The organism is Nonomuraea antri, from assembly GCF_013283785.1.
GTDB lineage: Bacteria > Actinomycetota > Actinomycetes > Streptosporangiales > Streptosporangiaceae > Nonomuraea > Nonomuraea antri.
In genome coordinates, this window is sequence record NZ_JABCPZ010000002.1 from 99,538 (window position 1) to 126,476 (window position 26,939).

Below are 26,939 nucleotides of genomic sequence, written 5' to 3' on the forward strand. Positions count from 1 at the left end.
GCGGATTGTCACGCTGCGTAATTGTTTGCCGGGGCATCCCCCGGGTAGCTGCCGGACACGCGACGGAGGTGAATGGTGTTCGAAAAGCGACGTCCCGGCGCGGTGCTCTTCGACCGGGATGGAACCCTGATCAGGGACGTGCCGTACAACGGAGACCCGAAACGCGTGGAGCCCATGCCCGGAGCGCTGGAGGCGCTGGGCAGACTGCGCCAGGCGGACGTGCCGGTGGCGGTCGTCACCAACCAGTCGGGCGTGGCCAAGGGCCTGCTCACCCCCGACGAGATGGACCAGGTGAACGCCAAGGTCGAGGAACTGCTCGGGCCGTTCGACGCGTGGGCCATCTGCGTGCACGACGACGCCGACGGCTGCACCTGCCGCAAGCCCGCGCCCGGCCTGGTCATCAGGGCCGCCGCGGTGCTGGACGTCAGCCCGCGCGACTGCGTCGTGGTGGGCGACATCGGCAGGGACATGGAGGCCGCCAGGGCCGCGGGGGCCCGTGGCATCCTCGTGCCCACGCAGCAGACGCTGCGGGAGGAGATCCAGCAGGCCGCCGAGGTCGCCGACGATCTCACCGACGCCGTCGACCTCGTGCTCAGCGACGCCGGGCCGCCGCTGACCGCCAGCTCCGCGCCCTGGTCGCGGGCCATGGGATGGAGCCGCTGGTGAGAATCCTGATCTGGCACGTGCACGGATCGTGGACCGACTCCTTCGTCCGGGGCGGCCACGACTACCTGCTGCCGCTCGTCCCCGACCGTGGTCCCGACGGCCGGGGACGGGCCCGTACCTACGACTGGCCGGACAACGCCCGCGAGGTGCCCTGGGACCGCCTGCGCGACGAGCCCGTGGACGTGGTGGTCTACCAGCGTCCGCACGAGCTCGGCCTGGCCCGCGACTGGCTGCGCCGCGACGTGCCCGGCGTCTACGTCGAGCACAACACGCCCGCCGGCGACGTGCCGCGCACCCGCCACCACCTGGCCGGCCGCGACGACATCACGCTCGTGCACGTCACCCACTTCAACGAGCTGTACTGGGACAACGGCCGCGCGCCGACGCGGGTGATCGAGCACGGCGTGCCCGACCCCGGGCACCTCTACAGCGGCGAGCTGCCGCGCGCCGGCGTCGTGGTCAACGAGCCGGTGCGGCGCACCCGGGTGGCCGGCACCGACCTGCTGCCCCGCTTCGCCAGGGACGTGCCGCTCGACCTGTTCGGCATGAAGGTGGACGGGCTGCCGTACGGGACCTACGAGGACCTGCCACGCCCGGTGATGCACGCCGAGCTGGCCAAGCGGCGCGTCTACCTGCATCCGTACCGGTGGACCTCGCTCGGCCTGGCGCTGATCGAGGCCATGATGCTCGGCATGCCCGTGGTGGCGCTGGCCGCCACCGAGGCGGTCGAGGCCGTGCCGCCCGAGGCGGGCGTGCTCTCGACCCGCGTGGACGTGCTGGCCGACGCGCTGCGCAGGTTCGTCGCCGACCCCGAGCGGGCCGCCCAGGCGGGCAAGGTCGCCAGGGACACCGCGCTGAACCGCTACGGGCTGCGGCGGTTCCTGACGGACTGGGACCGGCTGCTCTCCACCGAGGTATAGCCTCTGATCAGCGGGGTAGGCGCGATGGTCATGATGATGCTGAACTGGTCGAACCGGGCCGCCTGCCTCGACGAGGACCCCGAGTTGTTCTTCCCGATCTCCGTGGAGGGGCCGAGCAGGTCCCAGGTGGAGAAGGCCAAGAAGATCTGCCACCGATGCCCGGTGCGCGAGGCGTGCCTGAGCTACGCGATCGACACCCGCCAGGCCCACGGCGTCTGGGGCGGCACCGACCCGGCCCAGCGCCGCGAACTCAGCCTCCTGCCCACCCCGCCGCCATGACGAGCCGTTCCGTGCTGCTGGATGCCGCTCAGCTCGCCGGGAGCGCCGCCTCGGCCAGGAAACGCGCGCGCTCGTCGGGCGCCAGGTGGTCGATGAACAGCACGCCGTCGAGATGGTCGGCCTCGTGCTGCATCACCCGCGCGAGCACGCCCAGCGCCCGCACCGTGACCGGTTTGCCGAACATGTTCCTGCCCCGGGCGGTGACCAGGTAGGAACGCTCCAGCGGCCACCACCGGCCCGGCGCGGACAGGCACGCCTCGTCGGCCACGATCCGCCGCTCCGACAACTCCAGCCGCGGATTGATCAGATGCCCGGACTTGCCGTCGTAGTCGTAGACGAGCACCCGCAGCGGCACCCCGATCTGCGGCGCCGACAGGCCCGCCCGGCCCGCGCCCGCGCGCATCGTGGCGGTCAGGGACTTCACCAGTCCCCGCAGTTCCCGGTCGAAGTCGTGGACCGGCGCCGCGACCGAGCGGAGGGCCGGATCATCGAACGTACGGATATGCCGGACTGTCACCCGCAACTCCCCGATAGCGTCGCGCCGTCAGGGATCACATTTCCCCGCCGATCCCCGGGCCAACCGCGCGACTTCCCCCTCGCACCGGGTTGTGGCAGCACGGTGACAGGCCGCTGTTAGCACAGCGGTAACAGAGGGGACCCAGGGGCGAAACCACCCGAAAGCAGTATCGGAGCGTGATCTCACTTCCGGCACACGTGCCTGTGATGCCTGGCGACCGGCCGGTCCGGGCCCGGCCATGCTTTGACGACGACCTGGAGGTGCGGCCATGAGCGACCTGCCCAGGCCGCCGGCGGGGGAGACGACGCCGGAGACCGCGCCCGACGCGCTGGCCGGTTTCACCGTCGGCGTCACCGCCACCCGCCGCCGCGAGGAGTTCGGCGCGCTGCTCGAACGGCGCGGCGCCCGGGTGATGAGCGCCCCCGCCATCAGGCTCGTCCCGCTGGCCGAAGACGCCGACCTGCTCGCCGCCACCCGGCTCAGCCTGGCCGGGCCCGTGGACGACGTCGTGGTCACCACCGGCGTCGGCTTCCGCGGCTGGATGGCCGCGGCCGAGGGCTGGGGCCTGTCGGCCGACCTCGGCGCCCACCTGGCGAGCGCCCGCCTGCTCACCCGCGGCCCCAAGGCCAGGGGAGCGGTACGCGCCGCCGGGCTGAACGACCACTGGACCCCCGCCACCGAGTCGTGCGAGGAGGTCAAGCAGTACCTGCTGGCCCAGGACCTGCGCGGCCGCCGCATCGCGGTGCAGCAGCACGGCGAGCCGCTGACCGGCTTCGTCGCCGAACTGCGCGCGGCCGGGGCCGAGGTGATCGAGATCCCGGTCTACCGCTGGCTGCCCTACCGCGACCCGTCGCCGCTGCGCCGCCTGATCAGCCAGACCGTCTCCGGCGGGGTGGACGCGGTGGCCTTCACCAGCGCGCCCGCCGTGCACGCCATGCTCGGCGCGGCCCGGGCGGAGGGGCTGGAGGAGGCGCTGCTCGCGGCGTTCGGCGGCCCGGTGATCGCCGCCTGCGTGGGCCCCGTCACCGCCGAGCCGCTGGTCTCGCGCGGCGTGCGCACTCTCCAGCCGGACCGGGCCAGGCTCGGCGCGCTGGCCCGCGTCCTGGCCCGCCACCTGCCGGAACACGGCGTCACCAGGCTGGAGGCCGGCGGGCACCTGCTGGAGATCCGCGGGCACGCGGTGGCCGTGGACGGCGAGCTCAAACCGCTGCCGCCGGCGCCGATGGCAGTGCTCAAACGCCTGGCGGAGCGGCCCGGGCACGTGGTCTCGCGGGCGGAACTGCGTACCGTGCTGCCGGGCAGCGCGGCCAGGGACTCGGCCGAGCACGCCGTGGAGATGGCCGTCACCCGGCTGCGCCGCGCGCTCGGGCCGGGCGGCATCGTGGAAACGGTGGTCAAACGCGGCTACCGCCTCGCCTGCCGCTACGAGGCGGCTCAGTGACGTCCACACCCCATGGAACGCCCACGCTGGTGATGGCGGCCCACGGGACCCGGAGCGCGGCGGGGGAGCGGACGCTGGCGCGGCTGGCCGGCGCGGTGCGCCGGGCCAGGCCCGGGCATCGGGTCGAGCTCGGCTACCTGGAGATCAGCGCCCCGCTCCTGTCCGACGTGCTGCCGGCCGTGCCCGGCCCGGTGGTCGTGGTGCCGCTGCTGCTGGCCGGCGGGTACCACGCGCACATCGACCTGCCCGAGGTGATCGCCGCGCACCGTCCCGACGCGCTGGTGTCGGGCTGGCTGGGGCCGCACGAGCTGCTGACGTCCGCGCTGGCCGGGAGGCTGGCCCAGGCGGGCCTGCGGGACACGGACGCGGTCGTGCTGGCCGCGGCGGGCTCGTCGGACCCGGCCGCGCTGACCGACGTCCGCGCGGCCGCGCACCGCCTCGCCTTACGGCTGGACCGCCCGGTCACCGCCGCCTTCGCCGCGGCGGGCGCGCCGGCGGTCGGCGCCGCCGTCGAACGGCTGCGCGCCGGCCGCGCGCCACGGGTCGCGGTGGCGACGTACCTGCTGGCCCCGGGGTTCTTCCACGACCGGGTCAGGACGGCGGCGGGCGACGGCCCGGTGACCGGCCCGCTCGGCGCCGACCCCGGCGTGGCCACCCTGATCTGGCGGCGCTTCGACGAGGCCGCCGCGGCTCACGCGTGGACGGGTTCGAGCCGCAGCTCGCGGACGATCTCCTCGGCGCTGTCGGCCCGCGTGGGCCCGGCGTCCGCGCCGACGAACATCTCGATGTAGGCCCGGTGGAAGCAGCCGGCCAGCAGCAGCCGCGCGCTGGCCTCGGGATCGACGTCCGGCGCCACCCGGCCCAGCTCCTGCTCGGCCGCCAGGTACGCGGCCAGCGGGGCGATCTCGGCGGGCGGCCCGAGCCCCGTCTCGCGCACCGCCTCACGGAAGCGGACGGTCACGTTCGGCGAGGTGAACGCGGGCAGCGCGGCGCCCTGCACCTCCAGGTAGTAGTCGATGCCCGCCCGCGCCACGGGAAGAAGATTGTCCGATACCTGCCCTCGCCCGATGCGGTGGGAGAGGTTGTGCAGAATGCTCAGCCAGAGCGGGAGCCGGTCCTGGAGCAGCGCGAGGAAATGGTCCACCGAGCCGCCGGTGCGATCCTCTCGCAGGGAGAGGGCCATCTCCAGGATGCGTCGCCGGGTGTCCTGACTTCTCTGGTGCGGATCTACATGGGAAGTCGCCATGGGAGGCCTAACGTGCGCAGTCATAGGCGTCGCGGCCGCGAAGCCGGGGATTCGTCTTATCGGTCGTAGATCTGGGGTCCCAACTTGGTGAAATCTTGTACAGGTTCCTGATTATGACCCGAATCGAGGAAAAATTTCCGCAATTATCAGCTGGAAATTAGCTGTCAGTGTCGCGATCCCTGCGCCGCAGATAGCGCTCGAACTCCGCGGCGATCGCGTCTCCGCTGGCCTCGGGCAGTTCGGCGGCGTCTTTACGCTCTTCGAGCTCCTTGACGTATTCGGCCACCTCGCTGTCCTGCGAGGCCAGTTCGTCGACGCCGCGCTCCCACGCGCGGGCCTCCTCGTCGAGGTCGCCCAGCGGCATCGGGATCTCCAGGACGTCTTCCAACCGGCGCAGCAGCGCCAGCGTGGCCTTCGGGTTGGGCGGCTGGGCCACGTAGTGCGGCACCGAGGCCCACAGCGAGATCGCGCTCAGCCCGGCCGCGCCGAAGGCGTGCTGCAGCACGCCGACGATGCCCGTGGGGCCCTCGTAGCGGCTCAGCTCCAGGTTGGTCGAGCGGGCCAGGTGCTCGTCGGTCGCCCCGCCGAGAATCGGCACCGGACGGGTGTGCGGCGAGTCGTTGAGCAGCGCGCCGAGCATCACCGCCAGCTCCACGCCCAGCTCGCGGGCCACCTCGATGATGTCGGCGCAGAACGAGCGCCAGCGCATGTTCGGCTCGATGCCGCGCAGCAGCACCACGTCGCGCTCGCTGCCCGGCGGGCGGGCGCGGAACAGCCGGGTCGTGGGCCACACGATGGACCTGGCCACGCCCTCGCCCATCTCCACCACCGGGCGCGTGACCTGGAAGTCGTAGTAGTCGTCGGGGTCGAGCGCGATCAGCGGCTCGGCCTTCCAGGCGGATTCGAGATGGGCGATCACGCCGCTTGAAGCCTCGCCCGCGTCGTTCCAGCCCTCGAACGCGGCAATGAGCACCGGGTCGACGAGCTCGGGGAGCCCTTCGAGCTCGATCACGTGTCGCCTCCTGTCTCCACCATCCCGCTTAGCCTATGCGGTAAGGCGGTGTCGGCGTCACTGATCTACGCGTCAAGCGAACCCGCGCCGCCCCGGCGGCGGCCTGGCGCGCTCATCCCCTGCCGTCGGTGGTGCGCACGATCAGGACGTCGCACGGCGCCCGGTGCGAGACGTTGGAAGGCACCGAGCCGAGCAGCCGCCCGGCCAGGCTGTTCAGCCCCCGGTTGCCGACCACCAGCAGGTCCGCCCGGTGCCGCGCGGCCAGCGCGACGAGCACGTCCACCGCGTCGCCCTGCTCGGCCGCCAGCACGATCTCGCCCGCGCCCGCCGCGGCGGCGTGCTCGCGCGCGGTGCGCAGGGCGTCGTCGGCCGGCGTCGACCCGCTCACCTTGTACGCCAGATCGCCCAGCCGGTCGGCGGCCGCGGCCCGCTCGCTCTCGCGCATGGGCAGATACGCGCAGGCCAGGACGAGCACCGCCCCGGTGGCCGCGGCCAGCGACGCGGCCGCCGACACCGCGCGGAAGGAGGAGGCGGACCCGTCGGTGCCGACGAGTACGGTGCGGTAGGCCATCGTGCGCTCCTATTGGACGTGATGTTCAATTGAACACCAGCAGAGTAGTCGCCGAAGCGCAACCGATAAGCTGAAGACCATGAGCATCTCCCCGTCTTTCCGTGAAGTGTTGTCCCAGCGCGTGATCGTCGCCGACGGGGCGATGGGCACGATGCTCCAGGCCCAGGACCCGACGCTCGACGACTTCCAGGGCCACGAGGGCTGCAACGAGGTGCTGAACGTCACCAGGCCCGACATCGTGCGCGGCGTCCACGACGCGTACTTCGCCGTGGGCGTCGACTGCGTCGAGACCAACACCTTCGGCGCCAACCTCGCCGCGCTCGGCGAGTACGACATCTCCGAGCGGGTCTTCGAATACTCCGAGGCCGGCGCCCGCGTCGCCCGCGAGGCGGCCGACCACTGGTCCACGCCCGACCAGCCGCGTTTCGTGCTCGGCTCGATGGGCCCGGGCACCAAGCTGCCCACGCTCGGCCACCTGCCCTACGCGCTCCTGCGCGACGCCTACCGCGACAACGCGGCCGGCCTGATCGCCGGCGGCGCCGACGCGCTCATCATCGAGACCTGCCAGGACCTGCTGCAGGTCAAGGCTGCCGTCATCGGCGCCAGGCGGGCCGTCGACGCGGCCGGGCGCGACGTGCCGATCATCGCCCAGGTCACCATCGAGACCAACGGCGCGATGCTGCTCGGCTCGGAGATCGGCGCCGCGCTGACCGCGATCGAGCCGCTCGGCGTCGACATCATCGGGCTCAACTGCGCCACCGGCCCCGCCGAGATGAGCGAGCACCTGCGCTACCTGGCCCGCCACTCCCGGCTGCGGCTGTCGTGCATGCCCAACGCCGGCCTGCCGGTGCTCACCTCCGACGGCGCGTACTACCCGCTGAGCGCGCGGGAGCTGGCCGACGCCCACGACACCTTCACCCGCGACTACGGCCTGTCCCTGGTCGGCGGCTGCTGCGGCACCACCCCCGAGCACCTGCGCCAGGTGGTCGAGCGGGTGCGCGGCAAGGAGGTGGCGGGCCGCCGCCCGCACCCCGAGCCCGGCGCGTCCTCGCTCTACCAGACCGTGCCGTTCCGCCAGGACACCTCCTACCTGGCCATCGGCGAGCGCTGCAACACCAACGGCTCCAAGGCCTTCCGCGAGGCCATGCTCGAAGGCCGCTGGGACGACTGCGTCGAGATGGCCCGCGACCAGGCCCGCGACGGCGCCCACATGCTCGACCTGTGCATCGACTACGTGGGCCGCGACGGCGTGGCCGACATGAAGGAACTGGCCTTCCGCTTCGCCACCGCCTCCACGCTGCCGATCATGCTCGACTCCACCGAGCCCGCCGTGCTGCAGGCCGGCCTGGAGATGCTGGGCGGCCGCGCCGCGGTCAACTCGGTCAACTACGAGGACGGCACCGGCCCCGACTCCCGCTTCCAGAAGATCATGCGGCTGGTGAGCGAGCACGGCTCGGCCGTCGTCGCGCTCACCATCGACGAGGAGGGCCAGGCCCGCACCGCAGAGTGGAAGGTCCGGGTGGCCTCCCGCCTCATCGAGGACCTGACGAACAACTGGGGCATGCGGGTCGAGGACATCATCGTCGACTGCCTCACCTTCCCCATCGCCACCGGCCAGGAGGAGACCAGGCGCGACGGCCTGGAGACCATCGAGGCCATCCGCGAGCTCAAGCGCCGCTACCCGGGCGTGCAGACCACGCTGGGCCTGTCCAACATCAGCTTCGGGCTCAACCCGGCCGCGCGCATGGTGCTCAACTCGGTCTTCCTCAACGAGTGCGTCAACGCGGGGCTCGACTCCGCGATCGTGCACGCGTCCAAGATCCTGCCGATGGCGCGCATCCCCGACGAGCAGCGCCAGATCGCGCTCGACATGGTCTACGACCGCCGCCGCGAGGGCTACGACCCGCTGCAGCGGTTCATGGACCTGTTCGAGGGCGTCGACGCGGCCGCGCTGCGCGCCGGCAAGGCCGAGGAACTGGCCGCGCTGCCGCTGTGGGAGCGGCTCAAGCGGCGCATCATCGACGGCGAGAAGAAGGGCCTGGAGTCCGACCTCGACGACGCGCTCGCGCAGCGCCCCGCCCTGGAGATCATCAACGAGGTGCTGCTCGACGGCATGAAGACCGTCGGCGAGCTGTTCGGCTCCGGGCAGATGCAGCTGCCGTTCGTGCTGCAGTCGGCCGAGGTGATGAAGACCGCGGTGGCCTATCTCGAACCGCACATGGACCGCGTCGAGGGCGAGACCAAGGGCCGCATCGTGCTGGCCACGGTCAAGGGCGACGTGCACGACATCGGCAAGAACCTGGTCGACATCATCCTGTCCAACAACGGCTACCAGGTGGTCAACCTGGGCATCAAGCAGCCGGTCTCGGCCATCCTCGAGGCGGCCGACGACCAGAAGGCCGACGTCATCGGCATGTCCGGGCTGCTGGTCAAGTCGACCGTGATCATGAAGGAGAACCTGGAGGAGATGAACTCCAGGGGCCTGTCCGAGCGGTACCCGGTGCTGCTCGGCGGCGCCGCGCTCACCCGCGCGTACGTGGAGCAGGACCTGGCCGAGCTGTTCGAGGGCGAGGTGCGTTACGCCCGCGACGCGTTCGAGGGGCTGCGGCTGATGGACTCGTTCATGGCCGTCAAGCGCGGCGTCGCCGGCGCCACGCTGCCGCCGCTGCGCGAGCGGCGCGTCAAGTCCGGCGCGACGCTGGTGCGCACCCCGGTCGAGGCGCTGCCCGCGCGCTCCGACGTGGCCGCCGACAACCGGCTGCCCACGGCGCCGTTCCACGGCGACCGCATCGTCAAGGGCATCTCGCTCAACGACTACGCCGCCTTCCTCGACGAACGCGCCCTGTTCCTCGGCCAGTGGGGCCTCAAGCCCACCAGGGGCGGCGACGGGCCGGGCTACGACGAGCTGGTCGAGACCGAGGGCCGGCCGCGGCTGCGCATGTGGCTGGAGCGCATGCAGACCGAGGGCCTGCTGGAGGCGGCCGTCGTCTACGGCTACTTCCCGTGCGTCAGCGACGGCGACTCGCTGATCATCCTCGACGACGCCGGGAACGAGCGCACCCGCTTCACCTTCCCGCGCCAGCGCCGCGACCGGCACCTGTGCCTGTCCGACTTCTTCCGCTCGAAGGACTCCGGCGAGGTCGACGTGGTCGGCTTCCAGGTGGCCACCATGGGCGCGAAGATCTCCCAGGCCACCGCCGAGCTGTTCGCGAAGGACGCCTACCGCGACTACCTGGAGCTGCACGGCCTGTCGGTGCAGCTCACCGAGGCGCTGGCCGAATACTGGCACGCCCGGGTGCGCGCCGAGTGGGGCATCGGCGGCGACGAATCGCTCGACGACATGCTCAAGGTCAACATCCAGGGCTGCCGCTACTCCTTCGGCTACCCGGCCTGCCCCAACCTGGAAGACCAGGTGCAGCTCTTCCAGCTCCTCGACCCGGAGCGCATCGGCGTCACGCTGTCGGAGGAGTTCCAGCTCCACCCCGAGCAGGCCACGTCGGCGCTGGTGGCGCACCACCCGGAGGCGAAGTACTTCAACGTGTGACGGCGAGGCCGGCGCCTGCCGCGATGCCCCCAGGTCGCGGCGGGCGTCGCGGCGGCATGCCCGTCCACGTGACGACCTGACGGCATTTCCGGCGGGCCCGCGCGCCCGCCCGCGGACGATGGGGGAACCATGATGGAAGCGGTCTTCTACGACATGGACGGCCTGCTGGTCGACAGCGAGAAGGTGTGGCTGGAGATCGAGACCGGCGTGATGGCCAGGCTGGGCGGCGTCTGGACACCCGAGCACCAGACCCACCTGGTCGGCGGCTCGATGGAACGCACCGTCGGCTACATGCTGGCCGTCTCGGGCGCGGACGTCGCGCCGGAGGCCGTGCGGGAGTGGATGATCGACGGCATGGTGGCCAGGCTGACGGAAGGCGTGCACGTCATGCCGGGCGCCGTCGAGCTGCTCGACGCCCTGCGGGCCGAGGGCGTGCCGGTGGGGCTGGTCACGTCGTCGCTGAAGGAGATCGCCGACGCCGTGCTCAAGTGGGTCGGCAGGGACCGCTTCGACGTGATCATCACCGCCGACGACGTCACCCACACCAAGCCCGATCCCGAGCCGTACCTGACCGCGGCGAGCGTGCTGGGCGTCGAGCCGGTGCGCTGCGTGGTGCTGGAGGACTCACCCAACGGCGTGGCCGCGGCCACCGCGGCGGGTTGCGCGGTGGTGGCCGTGCCGAGCCTGCTGCCCATCGAGCCCGCGCCCGGACGGCTGGTCGTCTCGTCGCTGACCGAGGTCGGCGTGCCCGATCTGCGGGCCCTCGTCACCGCCTGAGCGCCGCCCGCCCCGCTGTGTCCCGTCCCGCCGTGTCCTGTCCCGCCGCGTCCCGTCCGGTCAGGGTGTACCCCTAGGGGAGAAGTGGTTCTCGCGGAGGAGGAGCGAACGCTCGTCCGCGTGCCAGGATGGAAGGGCGAGGTCCACACGACGAGGGGCGGCAACATGACGTACGAATCGATTGCCTGGCTGCCGTTGTGCGCCGGCGTGAGCATCGCCGGGCTGGTGCTCAGCTTCCTGGCCTTCCGGCGCAGAGGGGCGGCGGCCGGGCTGCGCATGGCGGCCTGGGCGCTGCTGCCCGTGGCGGCCTACCTGACCGGGGCGCTGAGCGCGTTGTGGACCATCGGCGCGACCGCGGTCGGATTCGTGACCGGCCTGGTGTTCAACCCGCTCGTGTGGGCCGGCGTGGCGGTGGCCGGGCTCTCGGTGGTGCTGTTCGTCGTGTCGGGTGTGCTGCGCGGCAGGAGGCCGGCCGGCGGCCGGCCCAAGCGTGAGCCCGCGGCGGTCGAGCAGCCGGGCAAGGCGGGCCCGGCCGAGCGGAAGAAGACGCCCGCCGCCGCACCGGCTCCCGCGGTGGCCGCGCCCAAGGCGCGCGCGAACGACGACGACTTCTCCGACATCGAGGATATTCTCAAGCGCCGTGGCATCAGTTGAGACCTCAACGGTGCAATGTCACAGTTCCGAGACTTAACCGGAACGAGGCGTAGACATTCTCACGAAGATCGATACGAATGAGTTTCGCGTCAATCACAGTTAAGCCACATCGGGCTCTGAGGGACTAGTCATAGCAGCTCAGGCCATAGATTCTGCCTCCTGAAGGCCGCGACCCGCGGACCTGGCACGCACGAGCGACGCCCAGACCGGGATCGCGCATAGTACGGACGACGTCGTCTGGAATCCAGGGGGCCCCTGCATGACCGCACCGCTTGATCTGCCCGAGTCGGCCTCGCAGGCCGCTCCAGAAGCCGTAGTGGCGGGTGCGGACCGCAAGGCGATCCAGGGTCGCTCGCTGGGTCAGATCGCCTGGATGCGACTCAAGCGCGACAAGATCGCCATGACCGGGGCGGGCGTCATCGTCTTCCTGGTGCTGATGGCGGTCTTCGCCCCGCTGATCGTGTCGTGGTTCGGTCACCCGCCGCTGGAGTTCCACCGGGAGATGATCGACCAGGACACGCAGATCCCCAAGGGCAAGTTCGGCGGCATGAGCTGGGACTTCCTGTTCGGGGTCGACCCGGTGTGGGGCCGCGACCTGTTCAGCCGGGTCGTCTACGGCGCCCGCATCTCGCTGCTCATCGCGTTCCTGGCCACCCTGCTCTCCGTGGTCATCGGCTCGCTGCTCGGCGTCACGGCCGGCTTCTTCGGCGGCTGGGTCGACACGGTCATCAGCCGCGCGATGGACGTCTTCCTCGCCTTCCCGCTGCTGGTGTTCGCGATCGCCCTCGCCGGCGTCGTGCCCGACCAGGCGTTCGGCCTGTCGGGAGACACCCTGCGCGTCTCGCTGCTGGTGTTCATCATCGGCTTCTTCAACTGGCCGTACATCGGGCGCATCGTCCGCGGCCAGACCCTGTCGCTGCGCGAACGCGAGTTCGTCGACGCGGCCAGGAGCCTCGGCGCGCGCGGCCCGTACATCATCTTCCGCGAGCTGCTGCCCAACCTCATGGCGCCGATCCTGATCTACGCGACGCTGCTCATCCCGACGAACATCCTGTTCGAGGCGGCGCTGTCGTTCCTCGGCGTCGGCGTCAGGCCGCCCACCCCGACCTGGGGCGGCATGCTCGCCGACGCGGCGCGCATCTACACCGTGCCGCACTACGCGATCTTCCCCGGCCTGGCGATCTTCCTGACCGTGCTCGCCTTCAACCTGTTCGGCGACGGGCTGCGCGACGCGCTCGACCCGCGCGGCAACCGATGAGCTATTCGATCCCCGCAATTTCCCTGGCTCCTAAACACAAGGGGTGTAGTAACAGATGAGAAGAAAGCCCGCTCTGGCGGTGTCCGCGGTCACCGTGGCACTCGCCATGGGCCTGGCGGCCTGTGGAGGCACCAGCACCACGCCCCAGAAGACCGGCGACCAGGCCAACCAGCCCGCCGCGCAGGCGGACAAGTTCGACGCGGCGCTCACGGGGGTGTTCAACCCTTCGACCAAGAAGGGCGGCACCCTCAAGCTCGCCAACTCCGGCGACTGGGACTCCCTCGACCCGGCCGACACCTACTACGGCTACTCGTGGAACTTCATCCGCCTGTACGGCCGCGCGCTGACGATGTTCCCCGGCAAGCCGGGCGCCGAGGGCGCCAAGCCGGTGCCGGACCTGGCCGCCGAGTTGGGCAAGCCGAGCGCCGACTTCAAGACCTGGACCTACACCCTGCGTGACGGCCTGAAGTTCGAGGACGGCTCCCCGATCACCGCCAAGGACGTGGCCTACGGCGTGGCCCGCTCCTTCGACCGGGTGACCTTCCCGAACGGCCCGACGTACCTCAACGACCTGCTCGACTGGCCGAAGGGCTACGAGGGTCCGTACAAGTCGAAGGGCGTCGACTTCAGCTCCGCCGTCGAGGCCACCGACGACAAGACGGTCGTCTTCCACCTGAAGCAGCCCTTCAGCGGCTTCGACTACCTGGCCCAGATGTCGGTCACCATGCCGGTGCCGCAGGCCAAGGACACGGGCGCCAAGTACCAGGAGCACGTGGTCTCCTCGGGTCCGTACATGTTCGAGAAGAACGAGATCGGCAAGGGCTTCTCGCTGGTCCGCAACCCGAACTGGGACGCGGCCACCGACCCGAACCGCCCGGCCCTGCCGGACCGCTACGAGGTCTCGACGAACGTCAACGCCGACGACATCGACAACCGGGTCATCTCCGGCGACCTGCACGTCGCCATCGAGGGCACCGGTGTCCAGCCGGCCGCGCTGAGCAAGATCCTGCCGGACCCCGCGCTCAAGGCCCGCGCGGACAACCCGACGATCCAGCGCCTCTGGTACACCTCGATCAACCCGACGGTCAAGCCGTTCGACAACATCGACTGCCGCATCGCCATCCAGTACGCGGCCGACAAGACCGGCTACGTGGCCGCCTACGGCGGTTCGACCGGCGGTGAGATCGCGACCGGTCTGCTGCCCCCGGGCATCCCCGGCCACCAGAAGCTCGACCTCTACCCGAGCCCCGAGGGCAAGGGTGACCTGGCCAAGGCCAAGGAGCACCTGACCAAGTGCGGTCAGCCGAACGGCTTTGAGACCAACATCTCCTACCGCGCCGAGCGCGACAAGGAGAAGAAGACGGCCGAGGCGCTCAAGGAGTCGCTGGCCCGCGTCGGCATCAACGTGACGCTCAAGCCGTACCCGCTGGCCGACTACTTCTCGCTGTACGCCGGCAAGCCGTCGTTCGTGGTCAAGGAGAACCTGGGCCTGGTCGTCAACGGCTGGGGCTCCGACTGGCCTGACGGCTACGGCTTCCTCCAGCAGATCACCGACAGCCGCGTCATCCGTGAGGGCGGCGGTTCCTCCAACACCTCCGTCCGCATCCCCGACGTCGACAAGATGTTCGACGACTCCATGCTGGAGGCCGACACGGCCAAGCGTGAGCAGATGTGGGGCGCGATCGACAAGCGCGTCATGGAGGAGTCGGTCATCCTGCCGGGCATCTGGGCCAAGTCCCTGCTGGTCCGCGGCAAGGGCGTGACCAACGTCATGATCAACGACGGTCAGCAGATGTACGACTACGTCGCGATGGGCGTGCAGGAGTAGTTCGTCCGTCGTTGCCGCAAATCGAGTAGTAAGGCAGGTGAAGGCCGTTGGCGGCCGCCGGGAGCGAACCTCCCGGCGGCCGCCGGGCCGGGCACTGTGTTCACATATCTCATCAGGCGCCTGATCGGCGCGGTCGTCATGCTCGCGATCGTGAGCATGGCCACCTTCGCGATCTTCTTCCTCGTGCCACGGCTCGCCGGGGCGACCGCCGATGGAATGGCCAGCCGTTACGTCGGCCGCACGGCCTCGGAGGAGACGGCCAAGCTGGCCGCCGAACGCCTCGGCTTCAACGATCCGCTGATCGTGCAGTACGGCCGGTACCTCAAGGGCATCGTGGCCGGAGCCGAGTACGACTACGGCGCCGGCGTCGAGACGTGCCCAGCGCCCTGCCTGGGCTACTCCTTCATCACCAACCAGCCGGTCCTGCCCGACCTGATGGACCGGCTGCCCGTCACCCTGTCGCTGGCCGTCGGGGCCGCCGTCATCTGGGTGCTGATAGGCGTCGGCATCGGCGTGTTGTCGGCGTTGCGAAGAGGCAGCGTGTTCGACCGGGCGGCGATGGTCATCGCCCTGGCCGGCGTCTCGTTGCCCATCTTCTTCACCGGACTGATGTCCCTGCAGTTCTTCGCCTACGGCAACCCGTTCAGCTGGGCGGCCCAAGGCGGTACATACGTCACCTTCAACGACTCTCCGGTGCAATGGGCCTACAGCCTGCTGCTGCCCTGGGTCACGCTGGCGTTCCTGTTCGCGGCCGGCTACGCGCGGCTCACCCGGGCGGGCATGCTGGAGACGATGAATGAGGACTACATCCGCACCGCCAGAGCCAAGGGCCTGCGTGAGCGCAAGGTCGTCACCAAACACGGCCTGAGAGGCGCGCTCACCCCGATCATCACGATCTTCGGTCTCGACTTCGGCCTGCTCATCGGCGGCGCGGTGCTGACCGAGAGCGCCTACTCGCTCAACGGGCTCGGCAAGTACGCCATCGACGCCATCACCAACCAGGACCTGCCCAAGGTCATGGGAGTCACCCTCCTGGCCGCCTTGTTCGTGGTCGTGGCCAACCTGATCGTCGACCTGCTGTACGCGGTCGTCGACCCGAGAGTGAGGCTGTCGTGAGCGCTCAGAGCTTCCTCCACGTCAACGACCTGAAGATCCACTTCCCCACGGACGACGGCCTGGTCAAGTCCGTCGACGGGCTGACCTTCAGCCTGGAGCGCGGCCAGACCCTGGGCATCGTGGGCGAGTCCGGCTCCGGCAAGAGCGTCACCAGCCTGGGCATCCTCGGCCTGCACAAGGGCGGCCGGGCGCGGATCTCCGGCGAGATCTGGCTCGACGGCGAAGAGCTCGTCAGCGCCTCGCAGGACCACGTGCGCGGCCTGCGCGGCAAGAAGATGGCGATGATCTTCCAGGATCCGCTGTCGTCGATGCACCCGCTCTACACCGTGGGCGACCAGATCATCGAGGCATACCGGATCCACCACAACGTCAGCAAGGCCGTGGCCAGGAAGCACGCGATCGACATGCTCGGCCGCGTCGGCATCCCCGAGCCCGCGCGCCGCGTCGACTCCTACCCGCACGAGTTCTCCGGCGGCATGCGCCAGCGCGCGATGATCGCCATGGCGCTGTCGTGCGACCCGGAACTGCTCATCGCCGACGAGCCGACCACCGCGCTCGACGTGACCGTGCAGGCCCAGATCCTCGATCTCATGGTCGACCTGCAGCGCGAGTTCAACTCCGCGCTGATCATCATCACCCACGACCTGGGCGTGGTGGCCGAGCTGTCCGACGACATCCTGGTGATGTACGCCGGCAAGTGCATCGAGTACGGCTCGTCCGAGGACATCTTCTACCGTCCCGAGCACCCCTACACGTGGGGTCTACTGGGATCGATGCCCCGCCTCGACCGGGAGCCCACCGAGCGGCTGCTGCCGATCAAGGGCTCGCCGCCGTCCCTGATCAACGTGCCGTCCGGCTGCGCGTTCCACCCGCGCTGCCCGTACGCCGAGCAGGCCAAGGACAAGGCCACCACCGAAGTGCCCGAGCTGGCCGAGACCGAGGGCGGCCACCTGGTGCGCTGCCACCTCAGCAAGGCCCAGCGGCGCAACCTGTGGGAGACCGAGATCAAGCCAGTGCTGGAGACCCAGTGACCGACAAAGAGCCGCTTCTCTCCGTCCAGAACCTGGAGAAGCACTTCCCCGTCCACAAGGGCCTGCTCAAGCGGCAGGTCGGCGCCGTCAAGGCGGTCGACGGCATCAGCTTCGACGTGGTCAAGGGTGAGACGCTCGGCCTGGTGGGGGAGTCCGGCTGCGGCAAGTCCACCACCGGCCGCCTGGTCACCCGGCTGCTCGAGCCCACCGGCGGCAAGGTCGTCTTCGAGGGCCAGGACATCACGCACCTCGGGCAGGGCAGGCTCAGGCCGCTCCGCCGCGACATGCAGATGATCTTCCAGGACCCGTACTCGTCGCTGAACCCCCGCCACACGGTCGGCGCCATCGTCGGCGCACCGTTCCGCATCCAGGGCGTCAAGACCGAGCAGGGCACCAAGAAGGCCGTGCAGGAGATCCTGGAGCTGGTCGGGCTCAACCCCGAGCACTACAACCGCTACCCGCACGAGTTCTCCGGCGGCCAGCGTCAGCGCATCGGCATCGCCCGCACGCTCGCGCTCAAGCCGAAGCTCATCATCGCCGACGAGCCGGTCTCCGCGCTCGACGTGTCCATCCAGGCGCAGGTCGTCAACCTGCTGGAAGACCTGCAGAACGAGCTCGACCTCACCTACGTGGTGATCGCGCACGACCTGTCGGTGGTGCGGCACATCAGCGACCGGGTCGCGGTCATGTACCTGGGCAAGATCGTGGAGATCGCCGACCGCAAGCGGCTCTACGGCTCGCCCATGCACCCCTACACCAACGCCCTGATGTCGGCGGTGCCGGTGCCCGACCCGCGGGCGCGGAAGGAGCGCGAGCGCATCCGCCTGTCCGGCGACGTGCCCAGCCCGCTCAACCCGCCGCCCGCCTGCCGCTTCCACACCCGCTGCTGGAAGGCGCAGGAGATCTGCAAGAAGGTCGAGCCGCCGCTGGAGGAGCTGGCCAGCGGTCACCGCGTGGCCTGCCACTTCCCGGAGAACGCCCCGTCGACGCCGGAGCAGGCCGGCACGGCCGCCGCGGGCTGAACCCGACGCCCTTCGCGTAACGGGCGCCGTCCCCCTGGGGGGCGGCGCCCGTCGTCGTCCGCGGGGCAGGTCAGGACAGCGCGCCCGGGGTGATCAGCCCGGTCTCGTAGGCCAGCACCACCGCCTGCACCCGGTCGCGCAGGCCCAGCTTGGTCAGCACGTTGCCGACGTGGGTCTTGACCGTGGTCTCGCTGACCACCAGCTTGGCCGCGATCTCCGCGTTGGACATGCCCTTGGCGATCAGCCGCAGCACCTCAAGCTCCCGCTCGGTGAGCCGGTCGAGCCTGGCCGGCGCGGCCTGCTCGTACGCAGAAGGCAGCCGCTTGGCGAACCGGTCGAGCAGCCGCCTGGTCACGCTCGGCGCCACGATCGCGTCGCCTGCGGCCACCACCCGGATGGCCTGCACCAGCTCGTCGGGCGGCACGTCCTTCAGCAGGAACCCCGACGCGCCCGAGCGCAGCGCCTCCACGATGTACTCGTCGAGGTCGAACGTGGTCAGCACCAGCACCTTCGGCACGTGCGCGGCCGGCGCGGCCCGAGCTCCGTCCCGCACGATCCTGCGGGTGGCCTCGATGCCGTCGACCCCCGGCATGCGGATGTCCATCAGTACCACGTCGGGCAGCAACGCCCTGGTCTGCTCCTGCGCGTCCTTGCCGTCGCCCGCCTGGCCCACCACCGTGATGTCCGGCTCGGCCTCGAGGATCAGGCGGAACCCCGTACGCAGCAGCGGCTGGTCGTCCACCAGCAGCACTCTGATCGTCATTGTCCGTCCTTCAACGGGAACCTCGCCCGCACGTCGAAACCGCCCCCTGACCGCGGACCGATGCTGAGGATTCCACCATAGAGTGCGACCCGTTCGCGAATGCCCACCAAACCGTGGCCTGACCGCTGGGACAGCGCGATCGCGCCCCGGCCGTCGTCCTCGACCCGTACGTCCAGCTCGTGCGGCTGGTAGTGGACGGTCACCACGGCCTGCGCTCCCGTCCCCGCGTGCCTGAGGCTGTTCGTCAGCCCCTCCTGGACCAGCCGGTAGGCCGCCAGGTCTACCCCGGCGGGCAACGGCCGCTGCTCGCCCTCCAGGCGCAGCCGCGTGGGCAGCCCCGCCTCGCGCATCTGCTCGACCAGCGCGGGCAGGTCGGCCATGCCCGGCTGCGGCCCCAGCTCGGCCCGCGCGTCGGTGCGCAGCACCCCCACGATGTTGCGCATCTCGGTCATCGCCATCCTGCCGGTGTTCTCGATCGCCGTCAGCGCCTCGCGCGCCAGGTCGGGATCGGCCGACAGCACCCGCCGCGCGGCTGCCGCCTGCACCGTCATCACGCTCACGTGGTGCGCCACCACGTCGTGCAGCTCGCGGGCGATCCTGGAGCGCTCCTCGGCCCGCGCCGCCCTGGTGTCGGCCGCGTGCGCCCGCTCCAGCCGGGCCGCGCGGTCTTTCAGCTCCTCCAGGTACGCCCGGCGCAGCCGCAGGCTCCTGCCCGCCCCCCACACCGCCGTCAGCAGCACCGCCACCACCAGGTGATCGCTGAACGGTATCGCCGTGAACGGCCCGGACAGCACCCCCATCACGTACGTCAGCAGCGAGACCAGCAGCCCGCCCAGCGCCACCGCCAGCCCGCGGTAGGAGGCCACCGAGTACAGCAGCACCGAACCCGGCACGTACGTCATGGCCGAGGCGTAGCCGAGCGCGGCCAGCAGCGTGTGGGGCACCAGGCTCGCGCACAGCGCCGCCAGCGGCCAGCGCCTGCGCACCGCCACCGGCACGCAGCCCAGCACGGTCAGCAGGCCGCCCAGCAGGTCGGGCTCGCGCAGCCCGTCGACGGCCATGCCGTCGGCGGCGAGCTGGCGCGGGTGGTAGACCACGAACAGCGCGACCGAGGCCGCTGCCACCACCCCGGCGAGCACGGAGTCGCGGAACGTGGTTCGGTCGATGCGCACGGCTTCACTGTAGGCCCAGGCCAGAGCCGGGAACCTCCTCCCTCGGGAGGATTAGGGCTCGTCCGAGGCGGTGCTTGCGCAGGGTCGGAGCTCGTCGAGCGTCGAGCCGGGGAGGGTCAGAGCTCGTCCGTGGCCGAGCGCCGGTTGCTGCGCACGGTGTCGCCGGGCTGCCGGTCGGGCACCGGCGGCGGGGTGCCGCCGAACTCCGGGCACAGCGCCCGATGGTCGCACCAGTCGCACAGCCTGCTGCGCCTGGCCCGCCACTCGCCGGTCTCCAGCGCCCGCTCGATGGCCGTCCACAGCGCCATCACCTTGCGCTCGGTGGCCAGCAGGTCGGCCTCGTCGGGCGCGTAACGCAGCACCTCGCCGCGGCCGCCCAGGTAGACCAGCTGCAGCAGCCGCGGCACCGCGCCGCGCAGCCGCCACAGCACCAGCGCGTAGAACTTCATCTGGAACAGCGCCTTGGCCTCGAAGTCGGGGCCGGGCGCGCTGCCCGTCTTGTAGTCGACCACCCGCACCTCGCCGGTGGCCGCCACGTCGAGCCTGTCGACGTAGCCGCGCAGCATCAGGCCGCTGTCGAGCACCGCCTCCACGTAGAGCTCGCGCTCGGCCGGCTCCAGCCTGGTCGGGTCTTCCAGGGTGAAGTAGCGCTCCAGCATGCCGCGCGCCTGGGCCAGCCATTCGGCCTGCTCGGCGTCGTCGGCGAACATCGCGGCGTATTGCGCGTCTTCGGCCAGCAGCCGCTGCCACTGCGGCTCCAGCAGCTCCAGCGCCGCCGACACCGAGCGCCGCGGCGCGGGCAGGTCGTAGAGCCGCTCCAGCACCGCGTGCACCACCGTGCCGCGCACGGCCGCCTGCGACGGTTTCTCGGGCAGCTGGTCGATCACCCGGAAGCGATACAGCAACGGACATGTCATGAAATCGCCCGCCCGGGACGGGGAGAGAGCTCCGATGATCACCGGTTCGGTCAACGTCATGCACCGCACTCTAGGTCACGCCGCCGACAGAATGACCCCGTGCGTGAACCCATGAACGACCCCGTGAAAACCGGATCACCTGATCGGGCGCGTAGCATCAAGGCAGCGACACCACGTGGAACCAAGGGAGTGCGGTGAGCGAGCAGAGCCCGCGGCGGGAGTTCTCCGGCCTTCGGATGGGAAAGCCGTTCGGCATCCCGGTGTACGTCTCGTGGACCTGGTTCATCGTGGCGGCCTTCATCACCTTCTCCTTCGGCCCGCGCTTCCGCTACATGCTGCCCGACGTCAGCGAGGCCGGCGCCTACGCGGTGGCCTTCGCGTTCGCGGTGCTGCTGTACATCTCGGTGCTGCTGCACGAGCTGGCGCACAGCGTGCTGGCCAAGGCCTACGGGCTGCCCGTGCGCAGGATCACCCTCTACCTGCTCGGCGGCGTCTCCGAGATCGAGAAGGAGCCGCCCACGCCGGGCAAGGAGTTCATGGTGGCCGCGGCCGGCCCGGCGCTGTCGCTGGGGCTGGCCGGCGCCGGCTTCCTGGCCGACACCTACCTGGTCACCGGCGACGGCGTGCCCAAGGTGCTGATCCTGCAGCTGTGGCTGGCCAACCTCATCGTCGGCGTGTTCAACCTGCTGCCAGGGCTGCCGCTCGACGGCGGGCGCATGCTGCGCGCCGGGGTGTGGAAGGTCACCGCCAACCCCGGCTCCGGCACGGTCGTGGCCGCGTGGGGCGGCCGGGTGCTGGCCGTGGTGGTCATCCTGCTGCCGTTCGCGATGGCCTACTTCAGCGGGCGCGGCTTCGCCGAGGGCGAGATCGGCGACCTGCTGTGGCCGATGATCCTGGGCGCGTTCATCTGGATGGGCGCGTCGCAGTCGCTGCGCGTGGCCCGCATCAGGGCGCGCATCCCGCAGGTCAACGCGCGCTCGCTGGCGCGCAGGGCGATCCCGGTGACCGCCGACACGCCGCTGGCCCAGGCGCTGGCGCAGGCCACCGAGTCCGGCGCCGGCGCGATCGTGGTCGTCGACCACGACGGCGGGCCGCTGGCGATCGTCAACGAGGCCGCCGTCCAGGCCACCTCGGAGCACCGCAGGCCCTGGGTGAACGTGGGCTCGGTGGCCAGGTCGCTGGAGCCGTCCATGGTGCTGGCCGCCGACCTGGTGGGCGAGCCGCTCATCGACGCCATGCGCGAGGCGCCGTCCGGCGAATACCTGCTGGTGGAAAGCGGCGGCCAGATCTACGGCGTGCTGGCCACGGCCGACGTGAACCGGGTCTTCACGGGCGTCTGATCGTGAGGCGTCTGATTTGTCCCACTCGTTAAAGCGACAAGCCCTGGATAGGGTCGTACCCAGCGGTTTCCGGGTCGCTGGAAGATCGTCCGGCGATTCGAAGACGAGACGTCTGGCCGATAGTGTGCTGTTTGGCCAAACTTGCACAGTCGAGGGGTTTGTTGCGGTCCACCGGTTCATCGAATCGAGACGGGTGGGCCGCGGCCCGGCCTCGTCGTCTGGGTATGCGTATGGCTGGTGGCCGGCACGGCAGTGCGGGTGCCGTAACATCGCCGGCTTCCGGGGAGGAGAGTTGAGTGACCGAGCGTAGCGAGGGCACCGATGAGCGCAGCACGGTCGTCATGGAGGAGGGCTCATGACCGACCAAGGCTTCGGGGTGGTGCGTCCGCTCCCTGGTGACGGGCTGGTCGCCTACATGGGCGGGCTGCTGCTGGTGTGCGACGCCGGCGAAGGCGCCGCCGCCGGGCTGATCGACGCCCTGCGCGAGACCGCCGCCTCCGGCGGCGACGGCCGGGCGCTGGCGCGGCGCGCCGCCCAGGTCCTCGCGGCCAACATGGCGGGCGACCCGGCCACCTGCGCGGTCGCCGGTCCCGTCGGCGGCGGCGTCGCCGTGCTGGTCAGCGGCTCGGCCTCGGCCACCGTCGCCACCCCGGGCGGCGAGACCCGGCTGTCCGGCAGCGACTCACTCACCTGGGCCGACCGGCTCATCACCGGCACCATCGAACGCGTCGAGCTGAGCCTGCCCGGCGCCGGCACCCCGCATCCGGCCGTCGCCTTCGACGGTGGCGTCGTGCACGGCGGCGGCCTCGTCGGCGACCTCACCGACCAGCCCGCCAGGTTCGCCGCGCCGTCCCGGCCGCGCACCGCCGACCTCCCGCAGACCGGCGTGCACGTCGACCCCGACCTGGTGCCGCCGGTCGCGCCGGTCGAACGGCCCCCGTACCCGCTGGCCGACCAGCCGCAGTTCGCGCCGCAGCCGCCGTCGGGCCCGCAATACCCGCACCAGAGCCACCAGCAGAGCCATCAGCAGAGCCACCAACAAGGCCACCAGCAGAGTCACCAGCAGAACTACCCGCAGGGCCCGCCGTCCGGGCCGCAGCCCTCGGCCCCGCAGCCCATCGTCGAGCAGTCGCCCTACCTGCCGCCGCCCGAGCAGCCGCCGCCCGTCCACGAGCCGCAGTTCCCCTCCTACGACGAACTGCCCTCGAACAACGGCATGGCCGAGCAGGGCCTGCCCATGGGCCCGCCCGAGCAGCACTACGAGCAGGCCGGCCCGCCGGTGCTCGGCGTCCCCGACCACTACGAGCAGCCCGGGCCGCCCCAGGAGCAGCAGCCCGAGCACGGCGAGCGGCCGCTGGTCTACGGCGTCGACTGCAAGAACGACCACTTCAACGACCCGCGGGTGCCCTACTGCGCGGTCTGCGGCATCGCGCTGGTGCAGCGCACGCTCGTCCCGTACAAGGGACCGCGGCCCTCGCTCGGCGTGCTCATCCTCGACGACGGCACCGCGCTGCCGCTGGAGAGCGACTACCTGCTGGGCCGCGACCCCGAGCGGGCGCCCGAGGTGGCCGGCGGCTCGGCCAGGCCGGCCAAGGTCACCAGCCCCGACGGCTCGGTCTCGCGCCGCCACCTGCGCGTGGCGCTCGACGGCTGGGACGTCAACCTGGTCGACCTGGGCTCGGTCAACGGCACCCAGATCCAGCCGCCGGGCGACCCGAACTTCTACGACATCCCGCCCAACGAGCCGGTCACCATCGCGCCGGGCACCACCGTGCGCGTCGGCGTCTCCCGCACTATGCGCTTCGAGGCGCACCGAGGCTGACACCCGAGAACGCTCGCGCCCCCTCTCCTCGACGGGGTGCGAGCGTTCTCGCGTGCCGGGCCGCTGGTTGAGTAAGTCCTAAGCCGCCGCAGCGCGGAGTGCTACCCCATCGAATGCGGCCGTTCAGGCCTCACCGTCTTGCGCTCGGACCTGGCCGGTTGGCGGGCTGGGGCTACCGGCTCGACCCTGGAACTGCATGGCGGCCGTACAGTCACCGGAGTCGCCGCCCGGATCGCTCAGCGCATCCTGGCTCTGACCGCCGACATCTGGCCGGCCCGTCACCAGACCACTGATCGCCCACGACCACTGACCCGACGGTAGGACTCACTCGTCCAGGCGGCCGGCTCTACGGCAGAACCCCGAGGTTTTCACGAAACTGGCCTTGTGCGCCTTCTTGCTCTCCGCGCCCAGCCGCGTGATCTCACGAGAATCACCAACTACAAGCCGGCCTGGGCTCACGTGAGGGGATAGCGACCAATCTCCGGCCAATACACCGGAGTTGGCCCCCGTCACCTTGAGGTCAGTCCAATGCGAGAGTGCACCGCCTCAAGCCAGTCAGCAGCCAGATCTGTTTCCGTTATGCGGCCGATCAACGCCAGGGCCGAACTGATGCTCTCGTCCTCTTCCACGGGGCTGTCCTCTTCACCGACCTGAAAGCGGAGCCCATCCATCAAGTGATCGAGCGCGTGCGGGTCGCTGCCGCGCTTGGAGTCGGGCCAGGTGGGCCGGAAAGAGACGATGATGTCCCCGTCTCGGATGTACTTGAAGCGGTCATGGCCGTTGATGTCCATGCTGAAGCTGAGAGCGTGACGGCCTCCTTCGGTCAGCGACAGCAGGAAGGCGTCGTCTGAACGTGCCGGCAGGAGGCCCGTCCACCCTCCGGCCTCTGCTACCCAGAGGGAACCGTCGTCGCCGTTGTGGTCGAGGATTTCGCTCAAGTGGCTCGGGACGCGGGTGGAAAGGTCCAAGGAGAAGGCTTGGGCGAGGGTGTCGAGATCCGCTCCCTTGATCCAAAGGGCGCTGAATCCCAGCGACCACAGGTCCATGTCGTGATCGAGTTCTTCGTTGAAGAGGGTCGAGACCAGAAGGTCGTGCAGATACGTCGGCGCCCGCATGATCACCTCTCGATTGTCGGTGCGCCAGGAGGGGGCATCCCGGAGATGCCCCCTCCTGACTGTGGAGTTATGACGGTGGAGCGCCCGCGCGGATTCTGACCCAGAAGGCATTGGACGGCCAGTTGCCCGCGCCGCCTTCACGGGAGCTCGAAGTGAAGACGCGATAGCGGGAGTAGAAGGCTCCCAGATCAAAACCGGCGGCTTCGTTGTGCGCCTCGCTCACCATGCGAAGTGAGGCGTTTAACGTAGGCGTCCAGACATTGTTGACCATTTTGCCCTCGACGCCAATCGCTTGGAAGGTGGAGCGGAACGGATACTCATCACACTCCTTGCCCGGGCCGTTCCCACTGAGCCTCGGACAGTACCAGGTCATCTGGGTGCGGTTCTTTCCGTTCAGCAGCACGCCGTCGGGCGCGAGCTCGCTGTTCGCCCGCCTGGTCAAGGGCGGCCTGGGTATCACGTCGTAGTTGCCAGGGAACTTCTTGGTGATGGGCTGGCCTTGCCGATCCAGCTTCGGATCGGTCGCCTCCGGGGTTTGGAAGGCGTCCCTGATATGTCTCGCCACCTCTCCACGGAAGGGATCTTCCGTGTACATGGTGTAGACACGGTCGGCGCCGAGAATTCTGCATCCGCCGGTGTGGCCGGGCCAATAGAAGTCGCCATTGGACCTGCGCGCCGGATAACTGAGTCGAATGCTGTCGCAGCGGGCGACGAAGGGAAAATCGCCCTTTGGCCGAGTGGGGATCTGTTCGGTCCCAAGGTGGTGCCACAGCTTGAACGGTTCCGGATCGAAAAAGTCGATGCTGACCCCGGGATAGAGCTTGGGGCGCAGGGTGCAGTTTCCCCACTTGGAGCCCTGGGACCGGAAGACGAATGCAGTCTGGCCGTTTCGCTTGAATTCACCGATCGTGGCGATTCTCTTTCCGTCTTCAGGGCCCTCGATCATGTCACAGTCGGAGTTGTCGGACCCTGCGGCCTCCACCCTGACCGTGATGTTGCGCCCGTCGAGCACGTTCGTCTGGACGCAGTTGGCGCCCACGACTATGAGTTCGCTGATGTTGATCCAGATGCTGATGTCTCTGGCCTTCAGATTAGGGTTGTTCTGTCCGTATACGACCGGCCCATCCTTGGTGGTGCCGAGGTTGGTGTACATGATGACGTTGACGGTCATCCTGACGCCTTGGGACTTCGGGCACGGCGACTTCGGTACCCCGGTGTAGAGGTCGACCTCCCAGTCGCCCCATCCTGCGATCCGGCTGTAGCAACCGGTGTAGGGACGCAGGACAGTCCAGCCGAATCCGTGCCAGGGGCGCGATGACTTGAGACGCTCCGCGTTGCAGTCCGCGGGGCTCATGCGCTCATAGTCGAACGGACCGCTGGTGTTCCTGTCCGTTACGGCGGTCACTCCAGCCGGAGCTCTCACTTCAGTGGATGGGGCGGCTGCCGTAGAAGTAGACACGCTGAGAGCGTGCCAGGTGGTCCAGGCGCCGTTGACGCCTCCAGCGGTTGCGCGGGCGCGCCAGCGTACTTTCCACCCGTCGGTCAACTTGCCCGAAGCGATGGTGATGCCGGCGTAGGAGCCGTTGCCTACGGCTGTGGTGGTGCTGCCCGTCCAGATCAGACCGCTGCCTTGGCCGGAGGTGGTTGGGTCATGTTCCACCTCCACGGTCATGGTCGATGAGCGACCGTCTGGATCGTTGAGCGTGCCGATGAATCGTGGTGTCAAGGTCGAGGTGACCGTGCCCTCCTCATCGCTGGTGGGAGTCGCATATTCACTCGTCACCGTCGGTTTGGAGATGTCCACGCTGAGAGCGTGCCAGGTGGTCCAGGCGCCGTTGACGCCTCCAGCGGTTGCGCGGGCGCGCCAGCGTACTTTCCACCCGTCGGTCAACTTGCCCGAAGCGATGGTGATGCCGGCGTAGGAGCCG

Annotated in this window: 24 protein-coding genes and 1 pseudogene; 16 read left to right on the plus strand and 9 right to left on the minus strand. The window is 70.1% G+C overall.

All coding sequences use genetic code 11. The features are described 5' to 3' along the window. The first annotated feature begins 72 nt into the window (after positions 1-72). The 3 genes from HII36_RS01175 to HII36_RS01185 are packed head-to-tail and all read left to right on the plus strand — an operon-like array spanning position 73 to position 1,865. Positions 73-666, plus strand: a complete 594-nt coding sequence (locus HII36_RS01175) for a D-glycero-alpha-D-manno-heptose-1,7-bisphosphate 7-phosphatase (protein WP_173521112.1) — start codon at positions 73-75, stop codon at positions 664-666. Further along, positions 663-1,586, plus strand: coding sequence for a glycosyltransferase (locus tag HII36_RS01180; RefSeq protein ID WP_328807543.1), 924 nt, complete (start codon positions 663-665; stop codon positions 1,584-1,586). The genes HII36_RS01175 and HII36_RS01180 overlap by 4 nt, the downstream gene beginning before the upstream one ends. A gap of 39 nt (positions 1,587-1,625) precedes the next feature. Continuing rightward, positions 1,626-1,865, plus strand: coding sequence for a WhiB family transcriptional regulator (locus tag HII36_RS01185; RefSeq protein WP_217369028.1), 240 nt, complete (start codon positions 1,626-1,628; stop codon positions 1,863-1,865). Between the two features lie 28 nt (positions 1,866-1,893). Here the strand turns inward: HII36_RS01185 and HII36_RS01190 are convergent, their stop codons facing one another. Further along, the gene (locus HII36_RS01190) at positions 1,894-2,382 is read right to left on the minus strand and encodes a peptide deformylase (protein ID WP_173521114.1); all 489 of its coding nucleotides are present in this window, start codon (positions 2,380-2,382) and stop codon (positions 1,894-1,896) included. A gap of 268 nt (positions 2,383-2,650) precedes the next feature. Here HII36_RS01190 and HII36_RS01195 point away from each other — a divergent pair, with 268 nt between their 5' ends. After that, entirely contained in the window at positions 2,651-3,823 is a 1,173-nt protein-coding gene (locus tag HII36_RS01195) for a uroporphyrinogen-III synthase (RefSeq protein ID WP_173521115.1), read from the plus strand. Continuing rightward, on the plus strand, positions 3,820-4,614 hold the full coding sequence (locus HII36_RS01200; RefSeq protein ID WP_328807544.1) for a sirohydrochlorin chelatase: 795 nt from the start codon (positions 3,820-3,822) through the stop codon (positions 4,612-4,614). Before HII36_RS01195 ends, HII36_RS01200 begins: the two co-directional genes overlap by 4 nt. Here HII36_RS01200 and HII36_RS01205 read toward each other — a convergent pair. The 3 genes from HII36_RS01205 to HII36_RS01215 form a co-directional block, all read right to left on the minus strand. Next, entirely contained in the window at positions 4,515-5,006 is a 492-nt protein-coding gene (locus HII36_RS01205; RefSeq protein WP_173521116.1) for a TetR/AcrR family transcriptional regulator C-terminal domain-containing protein, read from the minus strand. The two genes, HII36_RS01200 and HII36_RS01205, sit on opposite strands and share 100 nt — an antisense overlap. A 220-nt stretch (positions 5,007-5,226) precedes the next feature. After that, the gene (locus tag HII36_RS01210) at positions 5,227-6,081 is read right to left on the minus strand and encodes a PAC2 family protein (RefSeq protein ID WP_173521117.1); all 855 of its coding nucleotides are present in this window, start codon (positions 6,079-6,081) and stop codon (positions 5,227-5,229) included. Between the two features lie 112 nt (positions 6,082-6,193). Then, positions 6,194-6,652, minus strand: a complete 459-nt coding sequence (locus tag HII36_RS01215) for a universal stress protein (RefSeq protein WP_173521118.1) — start codon at positions 6,650-6,652, stop codon at positions 6,194-6,196. Positions 6,653-6,731: 79 nt separating this feature from the next. Here HII36_RS01215 and metH point away from each other — a divergent pair, with 79 nt between their 5' ends. The 8 genes from metH (at position 6,732) to HII36_RS01255 (ending at position 17,882) form a co-directional block, all read left to right on the plus strand. Next, the gene (gene metH / locus HII36_RS01220; protein WP_173521119.1) at positions 6,732-10,196 is read left to right on the plus strand and encodes a methionine synthase; all 3,465 of its coding nucleotides are present in this window, start codon (positions 6,732-6,734) and stop codon (positions 10,194-10,196) included. A gap of 129 nt (positions 10,197-10,325) precedes the next feature. After that, positions 10,326-10,973 carry an HAD family hydrolase gene (locus HII36_RS01225; RefSeq protein WP_328807545.1) on the plus strand — a complete coding sequence of 216 codons (648 nt, stop codon included), beginning with the start codon at positions 10,326-10,328 and terminating at the stop codon, positions 10,971-10,973. A gap of 165 nt (positions 10,974-11,138) precedes the next feature. Continuing rightward, the gene (locus tag HII36_RS01230) at positions 11,139-11,627 is read left to right on the plus strand and encodes a cellulose synthase (protein WP_173521120.1); all 489 of its coding nucleotides are present in this window, start codon (positions 11,139-11,141) and stop codon (positions 11,625-11,627) included. 259 nt (positions 11,628-11,886) lie between these two features. Continuing rightward, positions 11,887-12,885 carry an ABC transporter permease gene (locus HII36_RS01235; RefSeq protein WP_173521121.1) on the plus strand — a complete coding sequence of 333 codons (999 nt, stop codon included), beginning with the start codon at positions 11,887-11,889 and terminating at the stop codon, positions 12,883-12,885. Between the two features lie 55 nt (positions 12,886-12,940). Then, complete coding sequence (locus HII36_RS01240; RefSeq protein WP_173521122.1) at positions 12,941-14,713, plus strand: ABC transporter substrate-binding protein; 1,773 nt, start codon at positions 12,941-12,943, stop codon at positions 14,711-14,713. Between the two features lie 96 nt (positions 14,714-14,809). Further along, entirely contained in the window at positions 14,810-15,829 is a 1,020-nt protein-coding gene (locus HII36_RS01245) for an ABC transporter permease (RefSeq protein ID WP_173521123.1), read from the plus strand. Beyond that, a complete protein-coding gene (locus HII36_RS01250; RefSeq protein WP_173521124.1) occupies positions 15,826-16,860 on the plus strand; it encodes an ABC transporter ATP-binding protein in 1,035 nt (344 codons plus the stop codon). Before HII36_RS01245 ends, HII36_RS01250 begins: the two co-directional genes overlap by 4 nt. After that, positions 16,857-17,882: an ABC transporter ATP-binding protein gene (locus tag HII36_RS01255; RefSeq protein WP_173521125.1), complete on the plus strand. Its 1,026-nt coding sequence runs from the start codon at positions 16,857-16,859 to the stop codon at positions 17,880-17,882. The genes HII36_RS01250 and HII36_RS01255 overlap by 4 nt, the downstream gene beginning before the upstream one ends. Positions 17,883-17,952: 70 nt before the next feature. Here the strand turns inward: HII36_RS01255 and HII36_RS01260 are convergent, their stop codons facing one another. The 3 genes from HII36_RS01260 to HII36_RS01270 all read right to left on the minus strand — a co-directional run bounded on the left by HII36_RS01260 (position 17,953) and on the right by HII36_RS01270 (position 20,794). Further along, positions 17,953-18,645, minus strand: coding sequence for a response regulator (locus tag HII36_RS01260; RefSeq protein ID WP_173521126.1), 693 nt, complete (start codon positions 18,643-18,645; stop codon positions 17,953-17,955). Then, positions 18,642-19,817 (minus strand): sensor histidine kinase, encoded by a 1,176-nt coding sequence (locus HII36_RS56245; protein WP_173521127.1) that lies wholly within the window; start codon positions 19,815-19,817, stop codon positions 18,642-18,644. The genes HII36_RS01260 and HII36_RS56245 overlap by 4 nt, the downstream gene beginning before the upstream one ends. A 116-nt stretch (positions 19,818-19,933) precedes the next feature. Continuing rightward, positions 19,934-20,794 carry a RecB family exonuclease gene (locus HII36_RS01270; RefSeq protein WP_173521128.1) on the minus strand — a complete coding sequence of 287 codons (861 nt, stop codon included), beginning with the start codon at positions 20,792-20,794 and terminating at the stop codon, positions 19,934-19,936. Positions 20,795-20,928: 134 nt separating this feature from the next. On the opposite strand from HII36_RS01270, the gene HII36_RS01275 reads away from it, so the two are divergent. From HII36_RS01275 to HII36_RS59450, 3 genes and pseudogenes are all read left to right on the plus strand, one after another. Then, positions 20,929-22,074 carry a site-2 protease family protein gene (locus HII36_RS01275; RefSeq protein ID WP_328807546.1) on the plus strand — a complete coding sequence of 382 codons (1,146 nt, stop codon included), beginning with the start codon at positions 20,929-20,931 and terminating at the stop codon, positions 22,072-22,074. Between the two features lie 355 nt (positions 22,075-22,429). Further along, entirely contained in the window at positions 22,430-23,896 is a 1,467-nt protein-coding gene (locus HII36_RS01280) for an FHA domain-containing protein (RefSeq protein WP_173521129.1), read from the plus strand. A 186-nt stretch (positions 23,897-24,082) separates the two neighbouring features. Next, a pseudogene (locus HII36_RS59450) lies at positions 24,083-24,206 on the plus strand (IS982 family transposase); the annotation flags it as partial. Positions 24,207-24,405: 199 nt separating this feature from the next. Here HII36_RS59450 and HII36_RS01285 read toward each other — a convergent pair. Beyond that, positions 24,406-25,011, minus strand: a complete 606-nt coding sequence (locus HII36_RS01285; protein ID WP_236003067.1) for a DUF6461 domain-containing protein — start codon at positions 25,009-25,011, stop codon at positions 24,406-24,408. Between the two features lie 67 nt (positions 25,012-25,078). Further along, the coding region (locus tag HII36_RS01290; RefSeq protein ID WP_217369017.1) for a NucA/NucB deoxyribonuclease domain-containing protein at positions 25,079-26,939 on the minus strand (1,861 nt) is incomplete at its 5' end.